This window comes from Pseudomonas sp. BN102 (assembly GCF_029871245.1).
In the GTDB taxonomy this organism is placed as follows: domain Bacteria; phylum Pseudomonadota; class Gammaproteobacteria; order Pseudomonadales; family Pseudomonadaceae; genus Metapseudomonas.
In genome coordinates this window covers 54,630-70,253 of record NZ_SSON01000081.1, presented here as the reverse complement: position 1 = coordinate 70,253, position 15,624 = coordinate 54,630, and the positions used below count along the sequence as shown (strand labels likewise).

Sequence of the window (15,624 nt, the reverse complement as noted above, 5' to 3'; positions counted from 1 at the left end):
TGAAATGACCGATGCCCTGCAACTCATCCTCGAAGATACCGACGGCACCCAGCTCGAAACCTCTTGCACCCGGTTCGCCGTCGTCTGGCAGGGCAAGGAAGTCTGGATCCAGCAGGCTGGCAACGGCCAGCTGCTGATCGGCGTAGACGTGGAGGAGGGCGATACCGAGTATGCCAACCTGCTGCTGCGCCCGCTGGCCACCAATCTGGTCAGCCTGCAACTGGAGATGGAACCGGCCGACGCCGCTGATGACGACGACCATGTACATGGTCCCGACTGCGACCACGATCATTGAGGTAACAGGATGCTAGCCCTCGGCAAACTGCTCGAACTGACCCTCGCCGGCCGCGAGCCGACCGAGAAGATCCAGCTGACATCCGGGGGCGTGCGCCTGCACTGGCTGGGCGAGGGGGTGCTGGACGTCACCCCGCCTGCCGCCGAAGACAGCGGGCTCGACCTGCTGCTTTCGGCCGGGGTGCATGGCAACGAGACCGCACCCATAGAGCTGCTGGATCGCCTGATCCAGGGCATCGCCCGCGGCCAGTTGAAACCGCGCGCCAGAATTCTTTTCCTGTTCGGCAACCCAGAGGCCATCCGCCGTGGCGAACGCTATGTCGAGCAGGACGTCAATCGCCTGTTCAACGGCCGCCACGCCGAATCCAGCGGCTTCGAGGCGATGCGCGCCGGCGAGCTGGAGCGCTATGCCGCGGCCTTCTTCAGCAAGCCCGGCCGTGCCCGGCTGCATTATGACCTGCATACCGCCATCCGTGGCTCGAAGATCGAGCAGTTCGCCCTCTATCCCTTTGTCGAAGGCCGCGAGCATTCGCGCCTGGAGCTGGCGCGCCTGCGCGCAGCTGGCATTGACGCCGTGCTGCTGCAGAACAAGACCGGCATCACCTTCAGCTCCTACACCTACGCCCAACTGGAGGCCGAGGCCTTCACCCTCGAACTGGGCAAGGCGCGGCCCTTCGGCAGTAACCAGGAGGTCAATCTCGATCGCCTGGAGTCGCGCTTGCACAGTCTGATAGAGGGGCGCGAGCCGGAACTCGACGGCAACGCCCTGGACGGCCTGCAACTGTTCTCGGTGGCGCGGGAAATCATCAAGCACAGCGAGTCGTTCCTGCTGCACCTGGCCCCTGACATCGAGAACTTCAGCGAGCTGCCGGTGGGCTATCTGCTGGCCGAGGATATCGCCGGCACCCGCTGGGTGGTGGAAGAGCAGGGCGCCCGGATCATCTTCCCCAATCCCAGGGTGAAGAGCGGTCTGCGCGCTGGCATTCTCGTGGTGCCCGCCGAGGTCTAGCCCCTAGGCTAGGGTGGACCAGGCTTCACCGGTCCACCGACCCCGGGCAACAGCGCCTTCTTTTTCATCCTCTCTGTACCTGTACCCGCGTGGCGTCGGGCCTTAGGATCGGGCTCTTCGCCCATCCAAGGAGCCTGGCATGAGCCTGATCGACCTGCGTAGCGATACCGTCACCCAACCCACTCCCGGCATGCGCGAGGCCATGCAGCGCGCGGAGCTGGGCGACGACGTCTATGGCGAGGACCCCACGGTCAACCGCCTGGAAGCCAGCCTCGCCGAGCGCCTCGGCTTCGAGGCCGCGCTCTTCGTGCCCACCGGCACCATGAGCAACCTGCTGGGGCTGATGGCCCATTGCGAACGTGGCGACGAATACATAGTCGGGCAGCAGGCCCACACCTATAAGTACGAGGGCGGCGGCGCCGCCGTGCTCGGCTCCATCCAGCCGCAGCCCATCGAGGGCGAGGCCGACGGCAGCCTGGATCTCGGCAGAGTGGAGACCGCCATCAAGCAGGACGACTTCCACTTCGCCCGCACGCGCCTGCTGGCTCTGGAGAACACCATGCAGGGCAAGGTGCTGCCGCTGGGCTACCTGGCGGCAGCCCGCGAACTGACCCGCCGCCGTGGCCTGGGCCTGCACCTGGACGGCGCCCGGCTGTACAACGCGGCAGTGAAGCTCAAGGTGGACGCCCGCGAGATCACCAAGCATTTCGACTCGGTTTCGGTCTGCCTGTCCAAGGGGTTGGGCGCGCCTGTGGGCTCGGTGCTGTGCGGCAGCGCGGTGTTGATCGCCAAGGCCCGGCGCCTGCGAAAAATGGTCGGCGGCGGCATGCGCCAGGCCGGCCTGCTGGCGGCGGCGGGCCTTTACGCGCTGGACCACCAGGTCGAGCGCCTGGCCGAGGACCACGCCAACGCCGAGCGCCTGGGGGCCGGGCTGCGGGAACTGGGCTTCGAGATCGAGCCGGTGCAGACCAACATGGTCTATGTGCAGATCGGCGAACGGGCCCGTGCGCTGAGCGACTTCCTCGCCGGCCGCGGGATTCGCGTGAGCCCGGCGGCGCGCCTGCGTCTGGTGACCCACCTCGACGTGCAAGCCGCCGATGTTCCCCGGGTGATCGAGGCTTTCGCCGCATTCCGCTAGTGCTGGGTTGCCGACTCGTACAAATAGCCGGCATCTATCGCACAAAGAGACTATCCCGTTCGCGCAGGGCCGATATAATGCGGCCCTTTGCCGGTGATTCGTACGCCCGTCGCCAGACGACTGCGAACCTCGCGTGCAATGTCGGGAACAGGTAGGGAATGCCGGTTTATCTCGGTAAACCTGCCGCCTTCTTGCCAATTCACGCTTGCCGTCCTTCGCCGATAACGATTTGCACCCGCCTTCGTGGCCGCAGTTTCCGTGGAAGAACCTATGAAAAGCGCAGAAATCCGTGAAGCCTTCCTCAGCTTCTTCGAAGAGAAGGGGCATACCCGTGTCGCTTCCAGCTCCCTGATTCCGGGCAACGACCCGACCCTGCTGTTCACCAACGCGGGGATGAACCAGTTCAAGGACTGCTTCCTTGGTCTGGAGAAGCGCGCCTACACACGTGCCACCACCAGCCAGAAATGCGTGCGCGCCGGCGGCAAGCACAACGACCTGGAAAACGTCGGCTACACCGCGCGCCACCACACCTTCTTCGAGATGCTGGGCAACTTCAGCTTCGGCGACTACTTCAAGCGCGACGCCATCCACTATGCCTGGGAATTCCTCACCGGCGACAAGTGGCTGAAGCTGCCGAAGGACAAACTCTGGGTCACCGTCTACGCCAGCGATGACGAGGCCTACGACATCTGGACCAAGGAAGTCGGGATTCCCCACGAGCGCATGGTGCGCATCGGCGATAACAAGGGCGCGCCCTATGCGTCCGACAACTTCTGGGCCATGGGCGATACCGGCCCCTGCGGCCCTTGCACCGAGATATTCTTCGACCACGGCCCGGACATCTGGGGTGGCCCGCCCGGTTCCCCGGAAGAGGACGGCGACCGCTACATCGAGATCTGGAACAACGTGTTCATGCAGTTCAACCGCACCGCCGACGGTGTGATGCACCCGCTGCCGGCGCCGAGCGTGGATACCGGCATGGGCCTGGAGCGCATCAGCGCCGTACTGCAGCACGTGCACTCGAACTACGAGATCGACCTGTTCCAGAGCCTGCTCAAGGCCTCCGCCGAAGCCATCGGCTGCGCCAACGACGACGCCCCTTCGCTGAAGGTGGTCGCCGACCACATCCGATCTTGCAGCTTCCTGATTGCCGACGGCGTGCTGCCGTCCAACGAAGGCCGTGGCTACGTGCTGCGCCGCATCATTCGTCGCGCTTGCCGTCATGGCAACAAGCTGGGCGCCAAGGGCAGCTTCTTCCACAAGATCGTCGCCGCCCTGGTGGCCGAGATGGGTGAAGCCTTCCCCGAACTCAAGCAGCAGCAGGCGCACATCGAGCGCCTGCTGAAGACCGAGGAAGAGCAGTTCGCCAAGACCCTGGAGCAGGGCCTGAAGATCCTCGAGCAGGATCTGGTCGGCCTCAAGGGCAAGATGATCCCCGGCGAAACCCTGTTCAAGCTGTACGACACCTACGGTTTCCCTGTCGACCTGACCGGCGACATCGCCCGCGAGCGCGGCCTGACCATCGACGAAGCCGGCTTTGAACGCGAGATGGAAGGCCAGCGCGAGCGCGCCCGCGCCTCCAGCGCCTTCGGCATGGACTACAACGCCCTGGTCAAGGTGGACGCCGATACCGATTTCACCGGCTACGTCTGCACCTCCGGCGAAGGCAAGGTGATTGCCCTTTTCAAGGACGGCCAGGCCGTCGAGCAGCTGAACGAGGGCGAAGAAGGCGTGCTGGTCCTCGATCGCACCCCCTTCTACGCCGAGTCCGGCGGCCAGATCGGCGACTGCGGCTTTATCAAAGCCCAGGGCCTGCGTTTCGACGTGCGTGATACCACCAAGGCCGGCGGCGCATTCCTGCACCACGGCGTGGTCGACCATGGCACCCTGCGCATCGGCGCCGGCGTGACCGCCCAGGTCGATGCCTCGGTGCGCCAGGCCACCGCCCTGAACCACTCGGCCACCCACCTGCTGCATGCCGCCCTGCGCCGTGTGCTGGGTGACCACGTACAACAGAAAGGCTCGCTGGTGGACAGCCAGCGCCTGCGCTTCGACTTCAGCCACTTCGAGGCCATCAAGCCCGAGCAGCTGAAAGAGCTGGAAGACATCGTCAACGCGGAAATTCGCAATAACAGCGAAGTCGAGACCGAAGAGACCGATATCGACACCGCCAAGGCCAAGGGCGCCACGGCGCTGTTCGGCGAGAAATACGGCGAGCAGGTACGCGTGCTGACCATGGGTGGCGGCTTCTCCGTCGAGCTCTGCGGCGGCACCCACGTCTCCCGTACCGGCGACATCGGCCTGTTCAAGATCGTCAGCGAAGGTGGCGTGGCCGCCGGCGTACGACGTATCGAGGCGGTGACCGGCGCGGCTGCGCTGGCCTACCTGAATGGTGCCGAGGAGCAGCTCAAGGAAGCCGCGGGCCTGGTGAAAGGAAGCCGCGACAACCTGCTGGACAAATTGTCCGGCCTGCTGGAACGCAACCGCCAGTTGGAAAAAGAGCTGGAGCAGCTCAAGGCCAAGGCGGCCAGCGCCGCCGGCGACGACCTGGCCGCTTCCGCCATCGAAGTGAAAGGCGTGAAGGTGCTGGCCGCGCGCCTGGACGGACTGGACGGCGACGCGCTGCTGGCGCTGGTCGATCAATTGAAGAACAAGCTCGGCCGCGCGGTGATCCTGCTCGGCGGTGCGCTGGAGGGCAAGGTGACACTGGTCGCTGGCGTCACCCAGGACCTGACCGGCCAACTCAAAGCCGGCGATCTGATGAAGCAGGCCGCGGCTGCGGTCGGCGGCAAGGGCGGTGGTCGTCCTGACATGGCCCGTGGCGGCGGTACCGACGCCGCGGCCCTGGAGCAGGCACTGGCCCTGGCCGTACCGTTCGTCGAGCAGGGGCTCTAAAGCCCTCCGCCATTGGCCCGTCCCACGCCCGGCGGGCCTTGGCAGTGTTCTGCGTTGATTGTTTAATGGGCGCCCTTCACGGGATTAGGCGGCTTTTGAAATGGCTTTGATCGTACAGAAGTTTGGGGGGACCTCGGTCGGCACTGTCGAGCGCATCGAGCAGGTGGCCGAGAAGGTGAAGAAGTTCCGCGAAGGCGGCGATGACATCGTGGTCGTGGTTTCCGCCATGAGCGGCGAAACCAACCGCCTGATCGATCTGGCCAAACAGATCAGCGAGCAGCCGGTACCGCGCGAACTAGATGTAATGGTGTCCACTGGCGAGCAGGTGACCATCGCCCTGCTGTCCATGGCCCTGATCAAGCGTGGCGTACCGGCGGTGTCCTACACCGGCAACCAGGTGCGCATCCTCACCGATAGCGCCCACAACAAGGCGCGCATCTTGCAGATCGACGACCAGAAGATCCGTGCCGACCTCAAGGCAGGTCGCGTAGTGGTGGTCGCCGGCTTCCAGGGCGTGGATGAGCACGGCAACATCACCACTCTCGGCCGTGGCGGCTCCGACACCACGGGCGTAGCCCTGGCGGCGGCGCTGAAGGCCGACGAGTGCCAGATCTACACCGATGTAGATGGTGTCTACACCACCGACCCGCGCGTAGTGCCCCAGGCCCAGCGCCTGGACAAGATCACCTTCGAAGAGATGCTGGAAATGGCCAGTCTCGGCTCCAAGGTGCTGCAGATCCGCTCGGTGGAGTTCGCCGGCAAATACAATGTCCCGCTGCGCGTGCTGCACAGCTTCCAGGAGGGTCCGGGCACCCTCATTACCCTTGATGAAGAGGAATCCATGGAACAGCCGATCATCTCCGGCATCGCCTTCAATCGCGACGAAGCCAAGCTGACCATCCGTGGCGTGCCGGACATCCCCGGCGTGGCCTTCAAGATCCTGGGCCCGATCAGTGCCGCCAATATAGAAGTGGATATGATCGTGCAGAATGTGGCGCACGATAACACCACCGACTTCACCTTCACCGTGCACCGCAACGACTACCAGAACGCCCAGCGCGTGCTGGAGCAGACCGCCAGCGAGATCGGCGCCCGCGAAGTGATCGGTGACACCAAGATCGCCAAGGTCTCCATCGTCGGCGTCGGCATGCGCTCCCACGCGGGCGTCGCCAGTCGCATGTTCGAAGCCCTGGCCAAGGAGACCATCAATATCCAGATGATCTCCACTTCGGAAATCAAGGTTTCCGTGGTGATCGAAGAGAAATACCTGGAGCTCGCGGTTCGTGCACTGCACACCGCATTCGAGCTGGACGCCCCGAATCGACAGGGCGAGTGAGGCAATTTGCGAAAGGCGCGGCTCACCCCGCGCCTTTTGTCGTTTTTGGTCGCTACGGTGGAACTTTCCTTTTGCCGGGGCTGGTCAATACTTGGGTGTAAGCTCCAGCGGCTAAGTCTGTGCCGGGGCCGTAACCATTTCTTTTTTTGCAGACTGTTGTCCCGAAACGAATCCGTAAGGAGAAAGGAATGCTGATTCTGACTCGCCGGGTCGGAGAGACCCTGATGGTGGGTGACGATGTCACTGTGACCGTGTTAGGCGTGAAAGGTAATCAGGTGCGCATTGGAGTGAATGCTCCCAAGGAGGTAGCTGTGCACCGAGAGGAAATCTACCAGCGCATCCAGAAAGAGAAAGACCAAGAACCAAACCACTAATTTTTCTGCAATTTTTGGCTTTGCAAACGGGGAAAACATGGTTATCATGCGCCCCGTGTTGCGGAGAGGTGGCCGAGTGGCCGAAGGCGCTCCCCTGCTAAGGGAGTACACCTCAAAAGGGTGTCGGGGGTTCGAATCCCCCCTTCTCCGCCATATTTTGTGTTGTAGGGTGGTTGGGTGCTAGATCGTTAAGTTATTGAAACTTCTCGAAAAAGTAGTTGACCAAGGCAAAAATTTCCCTATAATGCGCGCCCACAACGCACTCATAGCTCAGCTGGATAGAGTACCCGGCTACGAACCGGGCGGTCGGAGGTTCGAATCCTCCTGAGTGCGCCATCTTTCAAGTCGATTGGCTAGGCTGGTCAACTTGGATAAACCAGCGGTGATCTGGTCTAAAAGCGCCGACACGCACTCATAGCTCAGCTGGATAGAGTACCCGGCTACGAACCGGGCGGTCGGAGGTTCGAATCCTCCTGAGTGCGCCATACCGAAAGGGCCTGCAGAAATGCAGGCCCTTTTTCTTTGTCCGCTCAACGCCGACTTCTTACGCATCCCGACTCGTCGAAATCGACCTGGTGGCGCGTGCCTTTCTGCGGCTGGTAGTGATAGCGAAGCCGGCCATTGCTGCTGCTTATCCGCTCCGGCTTGCCCAGGGCGCTTTCCACGTCGGCACGGGTCATGCCGGCGCGAACCTGTTTGCGGATGATGGCCTGGCGGCGCTCTTGCGGCGTGATCGGTTGGTCGCACGGGGCCTCTCGCTCGCCGACCACTACGACTTCGTTGCTGTGTTCAGCCCTTTCGCGATTCGGAATCGGAAGGTACTCCTCCCTGATTTCTCTCTGATTGGCCTGGCTGCCGAGCAGGTTCAGGGACTTGAGGCGTTGCAGCTCTTCCTGGCTGTCCGCTGGGCATCCGTGCTGGTTGAAGCTGACATGGCCTTCGCCATCTTTGCAGCGATAGATGGAGGCCGCGTGCAGCGGCGCATGGAGGCAGCAGGGCAGGGCGGCGATGAGGATGATCGAAAGTCGTTGCATGGCGCCTTCTCCTTGGCATGGGCCCTCGAGGGTACCTGGTCACTTCCTCCCCGTGCGGGTGTCCTACAGGGCATTGCCGACGTCGCAACAGGATGAAGGCAATCTCAGCTTTGCGATGCAAGCGATTGTTCTGTCCATGATTTTGTAACGCGTGAGCCAAACGGCGGTGTTATCATTGCGCGGTCAGCCCCGCCGGGGCATTCGGACAACCATCATGGAATTACCCAGTAGTTACTCAGAATCCCGATTGCACAATCGCGAAATGATTTTCTGACCCCTCTTGGCGTGCTCTGCCACTGGGGGTGGAGCGCGCTATATGACTGAAGTAGAAGCCAAGAAGCCGCAAGAGAGCCTGCAGGACCGCCTGGCCCAGGTAATCGATCTGCTGCATCGCCACAAGCTGGTAGAAGACCTGACCCACCGTCAGGAGGGCCAGCATCAGGATCTCGTCGAGAACCTCGTCCACCGGCAGAACCTTGTCGAGCTGCAGCGCAAGCTCGATGAGCTGCACCCGGCCGACATCGCTCACATCCTCGAAGCGCTGCCGCTCAACGAGCGTCTGACCGTCTGGCAACTGGTCAAGGCCGAACGCGACGGCGACATCCTCCTCGAAGTATCCGACGCCGTCCGTGAATCGCTGATCGCCGACATGGACGATCACGAGCTGCTCGCCGCCGCCAAGGAAATGGACGCGGACGAGCTGGCCGACCTTGCGCCCGAGTTGCCGCGGGACGTCATCCACGAGCTGATGGAATCCCTCGATGCGCAGCAGCGCGAGCGCGTTCGCTCCGTGCTGTCCTACGAGGAGGACCAGGTCGGCGCGCTGATGGACTTCGAGATGGTCACCATCCGCGACGATGTGACCCTGGAAGTGGTGCTGCGTTACCTGCGCCGGCTCAAGGAGCTGCCCGGCCACACCGACAAGCTCTTCGTGGTGGACTACGACGGCGTTCTCAAGGGTGTGCTGCCGATCAAGCGCCTGCTGGTGAACGATCCGGACAAGCATGTGGCCGAGGTGATGGCCACCGATCCGGTGAGTTTCCACCCTGACGAAGACGCCTACGATGCGGCGCAGGCGTTCGAGCGTTACGACCTGGTTTCGGCGCCTGTGGTGGACAAGAACGGCAAGCTGATCGGCCGCCTGACCATCGACGAGATGGTCGACCTGATCCGTGAGGAAAGCGAAAGCGAAGTCCTCAGCATGGCCGGTCTGCGTGAAGAGGAAGACATCTTCGCCTCGGTCTGGAAGTCGGTGGGCAACCGTTGGGCCTGGCTCGCGGTCAACCTGGTCACCGCTTTCATCGCCTCGCGGGTCATCGGCCTGTTCGAAGGCTCCATCGAGAAGCTGGTGGCCCTGGCCGCCTTGATGCCCATAGTCGCCGGCATCGGCGGCAACTCGGGCAACCAGACCATCACCATGATCGTCCGGGCCATGGCGCTGGACCAGGTGGGCACCGGCAATACCTCACGCCTGGTGCGCAAGGAGCTGGGTGTGGCCCTGATCAACGGCCTGCTCTGGGGTGGGGTGATCGGTCTCGTCGCCTTCTACCTCTATGGCAGCTGGTCTCTGGGTGTGGTGATGACCGGCGCCATGACCTTGAACCTCTTGCTGGCAGCGCTGATGGGCGTGCTGATCCCCATGACCCTGGTGCGGATGGGGCGGGACCCGGCCATGGGTGCCAGCGTGATGATCACCGCCATGACCGACAGTGGTGGCTTCTTCATCTTCCTGGGTCTCGCGACCCTGTTCCTGCTCTGACTCCCGCCGACAACGAAGAAAGCCGCCCACGGGCGGCTTTTTTTCGTTTGCTGCGCAGCGAATCGCAGGCATGAAAAAACCGGCTGATGCCGGCTTCTTCATTCGATGCGGGGTGGCCTTAGGATTCCTCGGCCGCCAGTTCCGCATCGTGGGCAATCAGTGCCACCAGCGCATTCTGCTGGCGCCGCGACAGCTGGCGGAAGCGCTGCAGCAGTTCGCGTTCGTGCAGGGTCAGCTCCGGGCTGTCCAGGCGCATGGATACGCCTTCGTCCAAGGCGCCTTCCTGAAGCATGCTCTGCTCCAGGCGAGCGATGATCTCGGAGTTCATGCTGCGGTGGTGGTTGCGCGCCACGACAGCAATGCGCTCGCGCATGCCCTCGGGGAGGCGAACGACGAATTTGTCAGCCGTGCGACTGGAGTAAATAGCCTGTTTCATAGGGCGCATACATTCAACCGGTTAGTTCAGGAAAGCGATGCTGGCAATGAGCTGCAAGATTGTCACCGGTTTGACTGTCCTTAGCAGCAATTGTTCAACCAGTTTCGCGATTCGATTCGGTATGACCCTGAGGTCAGCAAAACGTTTCCTTGACGTCAATTTGGTGTCAGATTGTGATCAGTGTAGCGGCTTTTAGCCAGCACCAATTGTCCAAATTGAGAGTCGCTGATCAATTCGTCCATTCTTGATTTGGCTATGGGCCAGGTCCCTTTCATCCGACAGCGCTATCCAGGACGCCTTTGCTGCTCGTTGCTGACCGGTGACGGCACGGTGATGCTGTCTGGCCATCATTTTAAATGGTAGCCGTTGTTGTCTGACCTCGCTCCGCACGAAAGAATCCCTTGCCCTAGCGCGAAACGAGTTCAGACTTTTCGCATCAGAGTTGTACTTCTCCTCGGCAGCGGCCATCGGCCCCCACACATATCCATCAGGTGCACAGATGAAAGGCAGGTTGATCTATCTCATAGGCCCGTCCGGATCCGGCAAGGACAGCCTGCTGGATACCGCGCGCACGATGCTGGCGGGGCAGGGCTGCCGCGTTGCCCGCCGGGTCATCACCCGGTCCGCCGAGGCTCGCGGCGAATCGGCCGAGGCGGTCAGCAGCGAGGAGTTCGCCCAGCGCGAAGCCCGGGGCGACTTCGCCATGAGCTGGTACGCCAATGGCCTCTCCTATGGGATCCCGAATTCGATCGACGACTGGTTGGCTGCAGGCGACGACGTGCTAGTGAACGGCTCACGCGGCTACCTGCCGGAAGCCCGGCGGCGCTATCCGCACCTGCTTGCCGTGTTGCTGACGGTGGACGACCAGGTACTGCGTCAGCGTCTGCATGCCCGCGGCCGCGAGTCGGCGGAGGAGATCGAAGCCCGCCTGGCGCGCAACGCCGGCTTTGCCGACACCTTGTTGGCCGGCGAGAACCCGGACCTCTGCCTGCTGGACAATTCCGGCTCCTTGGCGGAGACCTGCCAGCGTCTGTTGCAGCTCATCGAAGAGCACCGCCCGGCCGCCTGGCCCGACTCCGCCTGAGCCTCAATCCAGTGGCAGTTCCGTGGTGCGCTTGACCTCGCTCATGGCGATGTTCGAATGCGCCTCCAGCACATGGGGGCGCTGCAGCAACTGGTCGCGCAGGAAGCGCTCGTAGCCACCGATATCCCGCGCCACCACCTTCAGCAGGTAATCCGAGCCGCCAGCCATGGTGTAGCACTCCTGCACTTCCGGATAGCCGACTATGGCCTCCTCGAACTCGGTGAGGTGGTTGCGGCCGTGGGCGGACAACTTGATGTTGACGAACACCGTGATCGAAAAGCCCAGCAGCTTGGGATTGAGCAGGGCCACCTTGCGCTCGATCAGTCCTTCTTCCTGCATGCGGTGGATGCGGCGCCAGCAGGGTGATTGCGACAGCTCCACCTTCTCTGCCACCTCGGCGGCGGACAGGTCGGCGTCGTGTTGCAGCAGGCGCAGGATCTTGCGGTCGATAGGGCTCAGAGAGTTCTGCATGAGTCAGTCCGAAATCTTGTTTTTGTTGGAAGGATCATGCGCAAGTCTGGCTTTTCTGACCGCAAATAGAAAGGAAAAATCAGCACCAATCGGTCATCTTCTTGGCCACGCGTCCGCGGCAGCGATCCTGCCCGGGGCTGAATGAAAGATGGCACCCACCGTTGCCATCGAGGTCGCCATAAAAACAAAAGGAGCGTCCGCATGTCTCTGGCCGAGATCCGCCTGGATGACAAATACCGTCTCGCAACCGGTCACCTCTATCTCACCGGCACCCAGGCCCTCACCCGCCTGCCGATGCTGCAGAAGCAACGGGACAAGGCCCACGGCCTGAACACCGCCTGCTTCATCTCTGGCTACCGGGGCTCGCCCCTGGGCAACCTCGACAAGAGCCTCTGGGAAGCCAAGTCCTTCCTCAAGGAAAACCACGTCCACTTCCAGCCGGGGGTCAACGAAGAGCTGGCTGCAACCGCCGTCTGGGGCAGCCAGCAGACCGGCCTGTTCCCTGGCGCGCGCTACGATGGCGTGTTCGCCATGTGGTACGGCAAGGGGCCGGGCGTGGACCGCTGCGGCGACGTGTTCAAGCACGGCAACTCGGCTGGCGTATCGCCCCATGGCGGCGTCCTGCTGCTGGCCGGCGATGACCACGGCTGCAAGTCCTCGAGCATCGCCAACCAGAGCGAGCATGCCTTCATCGCCGCCTCCATCCCGGTACTGAACCCGGCCAACGTCCAGGAAATCCTCGACTACGGCATCATTGGCTGGGAGCTGTCGCGCTATAGCGGCTGCTGGGTGGCGCTCAAGACCATCGCCGAGAATGTCGACTCTTCCGCCGTCGTGGAGGTCGATCCCCTGCGGGTGGACGTGAAGATCCCCGGGGACTTCGTCCTGCCGGAAGACGGCGTGCACATCCGCTGGCCGGACCCGCCCCTGGCGCAGGAAAAGCGCCTGAACATGTACAAGATCTACGCCGCCCGCGCCTTCGCCCGCGCCAACAACCTCAACCAGGTCACCCTGGATTCGCCTAATCCGCGCCTGGGCATCATCACCACCGGCAAGTCCTACCTCGATGTGCGCCAGGCCCTGAACGACCTCGGGCTGGACGAGGAACTCTGCGCCAAGGTTGGCCTGCGGGTGCTCAAGGTGGGCATGAGCTGGCCGCTGGAGCCGGTCTCGGTGCACGAGTTCGCCGAAGGCCTGGACGAAATCCTGGTGGTGGAAGAGAAGCGCAGCATCATCGAGGACCAGCTCACCGGCCAGCTCTACAACTGGCCGGTGGACAAGCGTCCGCGCGTGGTGGGCGAGTTCGACGAGGAGGGTAACTCCCTGCTGCCCAATCTCAGCGAACTGACTCCGGCGATGATCGCCCGAGTCATCGCCAGACGCCTGGCGCCCATCTATTCCAGCGAGCAGATCGAGTCCCGCCTGGCCTTCCTCGCCGCCAAGGAAAAGGCCCTGGCCGAACCCAAGCACAAGACCGTGCGCACCCCGCACTTCTGCTCCGGCTGCCCGCACAACACCTCCACCAAGCTGCCCGAAGGCAGCCGCGCCCAGGGCGGCATCGGCTGCCACTACATGACCCAGTGGATGGACCGCGATACCGACACTTTCACCCAGATGGGCGGGGAGGGCGCGACCTGGATCGGCCAGGCGCCCTTCACCGATACGCCGCACATCTTCCAGAACCTCGGCGACGGCACCTACTTCCACTCCGGCCAGCTGGCCCTGCGTGCCGCAGTCGCCGCCGGGGTCAACATCACCTACAAGATCCTCTACAACGACGCCGTCGCCATGACCGGCGGCCAGCCCATCGACGGCGAACTGCGCGTCGACCAGCTCAGCCAGCAGGTCTTCGCCGAAGGCGTGAAGCGCATCGCCCTGGTCTCCGATGAGCCTGAGAAGTACCCGAGCCGCGCCACCTTCGCGCCCAACGTCAGCTTCCATCACCGCCGTGAGCTGGATGCCGTGCAGCGCGAGCTGCGCGAGTTCAAGGGCGTTTCGGTACTGATCTACGACCAGACCTGCGCCACCGAGAAGCGCCGCCGCCGCAAGCGCGGCAAACTGGTCGACCCGCAGAAACGCGCCTTCATCAACCCGGCGGTGTGCGAGGGCTGCGGCGATTGCAGCGTCAAGTCCAATTGCCTCTCGGTACTGCCGCTGGAAACTGAACTGGGGCGCAAGCGTCAGATCGACCAGAACGCCTGCAACAAGGATTTCTCCTGCGTCGAAGGCTTCTGCCCGAGCTTCGTGACCGTGCATGGCGGTAGCCTGCGCCAGCCTGAAGCGGTAGGCGCCAAGGCACTTTTCGTGGCCCTGCCGGAGCCGCGTCAGCCGAGCCTCGCACGGCCTTGGAACATCCTCCTGCCGGGCGTCGGCGGCAGCGGCGTGACCACGGTCGGCGCGCTGCTCGGCATGGCCGCGCACATCGAAGGCAAGGGCTGCACCGTGCTCGACCAGGCTGGCCTTGCGCAGAAGTTCGGTCCGGTCATCACCCATATCCGCATCGCCGCCAGGCAGGACGACATCCATGCCGTGCGCATCGCCGCCGGCGAGACCGACCTGCTGCTCGGTTGCGACCTGGTGGTGGCGGCCAGCGAGGAGGCCCTGGCCAAGCTCAACGAGCGCATCGCCCATGCGGTGATCAACAGCTACGAGGCGGCCACCGCCGAGTTCACCCGCAACCCTGACGCTCAGGTGCCGGGGCAGGCCATGCGCGAAGCCCTGGTGGACGCGGTGGGCGGGGCCAAGACCCATTTCGTCGACGCCACCCGCCTGGCTACCCGCCTGCTCGGCGACAGTATCGCCACCAACCTCTTCATGCTGGGCTACGCCTACCAGAGAGGCCTGGTGCCCATCTCCGCCGAAGCCCTGGACAAGGCCATCGAGCTCAACGGCGTGGCCGTGAAGCTCAACCAGCAGGCCTTCCTCTGGGGCCGCCGCGCCGCCTATGACCTGGCGGCGGTGGAAAAGCTGGCCAAGCCGCTGGAAACGGACCCACGCAAGTGCGAAACCCTGGAGGAGATCGTCCAGTTCCGCGCCGATCACCTGCGCGCCTACCAGGACGCCGCCTACGCCGAGCGCTACCGCGCCCTGGTGGAGCGCGTGCGCCAGGCGGACTGCGGCGCGGACAAAGCCCTGAGCCGCGCCGTGGCCAAGTACTACGCCAAGTTGCTGGCCTACAAGGACGAGTACGAAGTGGCCCGTCTGTACAGCGATGGCAACTTCCGCAAGCAGCTGGAGGCCCAGTTCCAGGGCGATTACCACCTGGAATTCCACCTGGCGCCGTCCTGGCTGGCCAGGCCCGACCCGGTGACCGGTGAGCCGCGCAAGCGCCGCTTCGGGCCCTGGATGCTCAAGGCCTTCGGTGTGCTGGCCGGCTTCAAGTTCCTCCGCGGCACGGCCTTCGACCTCTTCGGCTACAGCGCCGAGCGCAAGCTCGAACGCAAGCTGATCGGCGAATACGAAGCCACGGTCGAACTGCTGCTCAAGGAACTGAAACCGGGCAACTACGCCACCGCGGTCGCCCTGGTCGAGCTGCCCGAGCAGATCCGCGGTTACGGCCCGGTCAAGGAACGCGCGCTGGCCAAGGTCCGCGAGCAGGAGCGGCAACTCCGTGCCCGCCTCACCGCCAGCGAGATCCAGGTACTGCAGCTGTTCGACCCGGCTGCCTGATAAAGCCCCTCTCCCTCCGGGAGAGGGGGTGGGGTGAGGGATGCCCGGGCTACGCGCATGCCTTATCCAGATTCTGGCCTCCCCTCGCGAGGGGACGCCCTTTCTTCCCCTTAGTGGTTAACAAC

Annotated in this window: 13 protein-coding genes and 3 tRNA genes; 13 read left to right on the top strand and 3 right to left on the bottom strand. The window is 63.4% G+C overall.

What is annotated here, in order from left to right; translation table 11 throughout:
• Positions 1-4 precede the first annotated feature (4 nt).
• From E8F12_RS29835 to E8F12_RS29795, 9 genes are all read left to right on the top strand, one after another.
• Entirely contained in the window at positions 5-295 is a 291-nt protein-coding gene (locus E8F12_RS29835; protein WP_280291619.1) for a topoisomerase II, read from the top strand.
• Positions 296-304: 9 nt separating this feature from the next.
• The gene (astE, locus tag E8F12_RS29830) at positions 305-1,303 is read left to right on the top strand and encodes a succinylglutamate desuccinylase (RefSeq protein WP_280328806.1); all 999 of its coding nucleotides are present in this window, start codon (positions 305-307) and stop codon (positions 1,301-1,303) included.
• Positions 1,304-1,442: 139 nt separating this feature from the next.
• Positions 1,443-2,441 (top strand): low-specificity L-threonine aldolase, encoded by a 999-nt coding sequence (gene ltaE, locus E8F12_RS29825; RefSeq protein ID WP_280328805.1) that lies wholly within the window; start codon positions 1,443-1,445, stop codon positions 2,439-2,441.
• A gap of 270 nt (positions 2,442-2,711) precedes the next feature.
• On the top strand, positions 2,712-5,336 hold the full coding sequence (gene alaS, locus E8F12_RS29820; protein WP_280328804.1) for an alanine--tRNA ligase: 2,625 nt from the start codon (positions 2,712-2,714) through the stop codon (positions 5,334-5,336).
• A gap of 100 nt (positions 5,337-5,436) precedes the next feature.
• The gene (locus tag E8F12_RS29815; protein WP_280291615.1) at positions 5,437-6,672 is read left to right on the top strand and encodes an aspartate kinase; all 1,236 of its coding nucleotides are present in this window, start codon (positions 5,437-5,439) and stop codon (positions 6,670-6,672) included.
• A gap of 188 nt (positions 6,673-6,860) precedes the next feature.
• Complete coding sequence (gene csrA, locus E8F12_RS29810) at positions 6,861-7,046, top strand: carbon storage regulator CsrA (protein WP_003085981.1); 186 nt, start codon at positions 6,861-6,863, stop codon at positions 7,044-7,046.
• A gap of 62 nt (positions 7,047-7,108) precedes the next feature.
• Positions 7,109-7,199, top strand: a tRNA-Ser gene (locus E8F12_RS29805).
• Positions 7,200-7,305: 106 nt separating this feature from the next.
• Positions 7,306-7,382: transfer RNA gene (locus tag E8F12_RS29800), tRNA-Arg, on the top strand.
• Positions 7,383-7,454: 72 nt separating this feature from the next.
• Positions 7,455-7,531: transfer RNA gene (locus E8F12_RS29795), tRNA-Arg, on the top strand.
• Positions 7,532-7,576: 45 nt separating this feature from the next.
• On the opposite strand, the gene E8F12_RS29790 is transcribed toward E8F12_RS29795, so the two are convergent.
• On the bottom strand, positions 7,577-8,080 hold the full coding sequence (locus tag E8F12_RS29790; RefSeq protein ID WP_280328803.1) for a DUF4124 domain-containing protein: 504 nt from the start codon (positions 8,078-8,080) through the stop codon (positions 7,577-7,579).
• 316 nt (positions 8,081-8,396) lie between these two features.
• On the opposite strand from E8F12_RS29790, the gene mgtE reads away from it, so the two are divergent.
• On the top strand, positions 8,397-9,839 hold the full coding sequence (gene mgtE / locus E8F12_RS29785) for a magnesium transporter (RefSeq protein WP_280328802.1): 1,443 nt from the start codon (positions 8,397-8,399) through the stop codon (positions 9,837-9,839).
• Positions 9,840-9,957: 118 nt separating this feature from the next.
• Here the strand turns inward: mgtE and E8F12_RS29780 are convergent, their stop codons facing one another.
• Positions 9,958-10,284 carry an Arc family DNA-binding protein gene (locus E8F12_RS29780; protein WP_041770386.1) on the bottom strand — a complete coding sequence of 109 codons (327 nt, stop codon included), beginning with the start codon at positions 10,282-10,284 and terminating at the stop codon, positions 9,958-9,960.
• Positions 10,285-10,774: 490 nt separating this feature from the next.
• Here E8F12_RS29780 and phnN point away from each other — a divergent pair, with 490 nt between their 5' ends.
• Entirely contained in the window at positions 10,775-11,359 is a 585-nt protein-coding gene (gene phnN / locus E8F12_RS29775) for a phosphonate metabolism protein/1,5-bisphosphokinase (PRPP-forming) PhnN (protein WP_280291612.1), read from the top strand.
• Between the two features lie 3 nt (positions 11,360-11,362).
• On the opposite strand, the gene E8F12_RS29770 is transcribed toward phnN, so the two are convergent.
• Complete coding sequence (locus E8F12_RS29770) at positions 11,363-11,830, bottom strand: Lrp/AsnC family transcriptional regulator (protein WP_280328801.1); 468 nt, start codon at positions 11,828-11,830, stop codon at positions 11,363-11,365.
• Between E8F12_RS29770 and E8F12_RS29765 the strand changes: the two genes are divergently transcribed.
• Together E8F12_RS29765 and E8F12_RS29760 are read left to right on the top strand one after the other, a co-directional pair.
• The gene (locus E8F12_RS29765; protein WP_280328800.1) at positions 11,829-11,975 is read left to right on the top strand and encodes a hypothetical protein; all 147 of its coding nucleotides are present in this window, start codon (positions 11,829-11,831) and stop codon (positions 11,973-11,975) included. The genes E8F12_RS29770 and E8F12_RS29765 overlap by 2 nt on opposite strands.
• Before the next feature lie 56 nt (positions 11,976-12,031).
• Positions 12,032-15,499 (top strand): indolepyruvate ferredoxin oxidoreductase family protein, encoded by a 3,468-nt coding sequence (locus tag E8F12_RS29760; protein WP_280328799.1) that lies wholly within the window; start codon positions 12,032-12,034, stop codon positions 15,497-15,499.
• Positions 15,500-15,624 lie beyond the last annotated feature (125 nt).

Excerpts from the sequence above, each read along its gene's own strand:
- ltaE (WP_280328805.1), top strand. The coding sequence starts at position 1,443 with ATGAGCCTGATCGACCTGCGTAGCGATACCGTCACCCAACCCACTCCC.
- phnN (WP_280291612.1), top strand. The coding sequence starts at position 10,775 with ATGAAAGGCAGGTTGATCTATCTCATAGGCCCGTCCGGATCCGGCAAG.
- E8F12_RS29765 (WP_280328800.1), top strand. The coding sequence starts at position 11,829 with ATGAGTCAGTCCGAAATCTTGTTTTTGTTGGAAGGATCATGCGCAAGT.
- E8F12_RS29815 (WP_280291615.1), top strand. The coding sequence starts at position 5,437 with ATGGCTTTGATCGTACAGAAGTTTGGGGGGACCTCGGTCGGCACTGTC.
- E8F12_RS29835 (WP_280291619.1), top strand. The coding sequence starts at position 5 with ATGACCGATGCCCTGCAACTCATCCTCGAAGATACCGACGGCACCCAG.
- E8F12_RS29790 (WP_280328803.1), bottom strand. The coding sequence starts at position 8,080 with ATGCAACGACTTTCGATCATCCTCATCGCCGCCCTGCCCTGCTGCCTC.
- astE (WP_280328806.1), top strand. The coding sequence starts at position 305 with ATGCTAGCCCTCGGCAAACTGCTCGAACTGACCCTCGCCGGCCGCGAG.
- mgtE (WP_280328802.1), top strand. The coding sequence starts at position 8,397 with ATGACTGAAGTAGAAGCCAAGAAGCCGCAAGAGAGCCTGCAGGACCGC.
- csrA (WP_003085981.1), top strand. The coding sequence starts at position 6,861 with ATGCTGATTCTGACTCGCCGGGTCGGAGAGACCCTGATGGTGGGTGAC.
- E8F12_RS29780 (WP_041770386.1), bottom strand. The coding sequence starts at position 10,284 with ATGCGCCCTATGAAACAGGCTATTTACTCCAGTCGCACGGCTGACAAA.
- E8F12_RS29770 (WP_280328801.1), bottom strand. The coding sequence starts at position 11,830 with ATGCAGAACTCTCTGAGCCCTATCGACCGCAAGATCCTGCGCCTGCTG.
- E8F12_RS29760 (WP_280328799.1), top strand. The coding sequence starts at position 12,032 with ATGTCTCTGGCCGAGATCCGCCTGGATGACAAATACCGTCTCGCAACC.
- alaS (WP_280328804.1), top strand. The coding sequence starts at position 2,712 with ATGAAAAGCGCAGAAATCCGTGAAGCCTTCCTCAGCTTCTTCGAAGAG.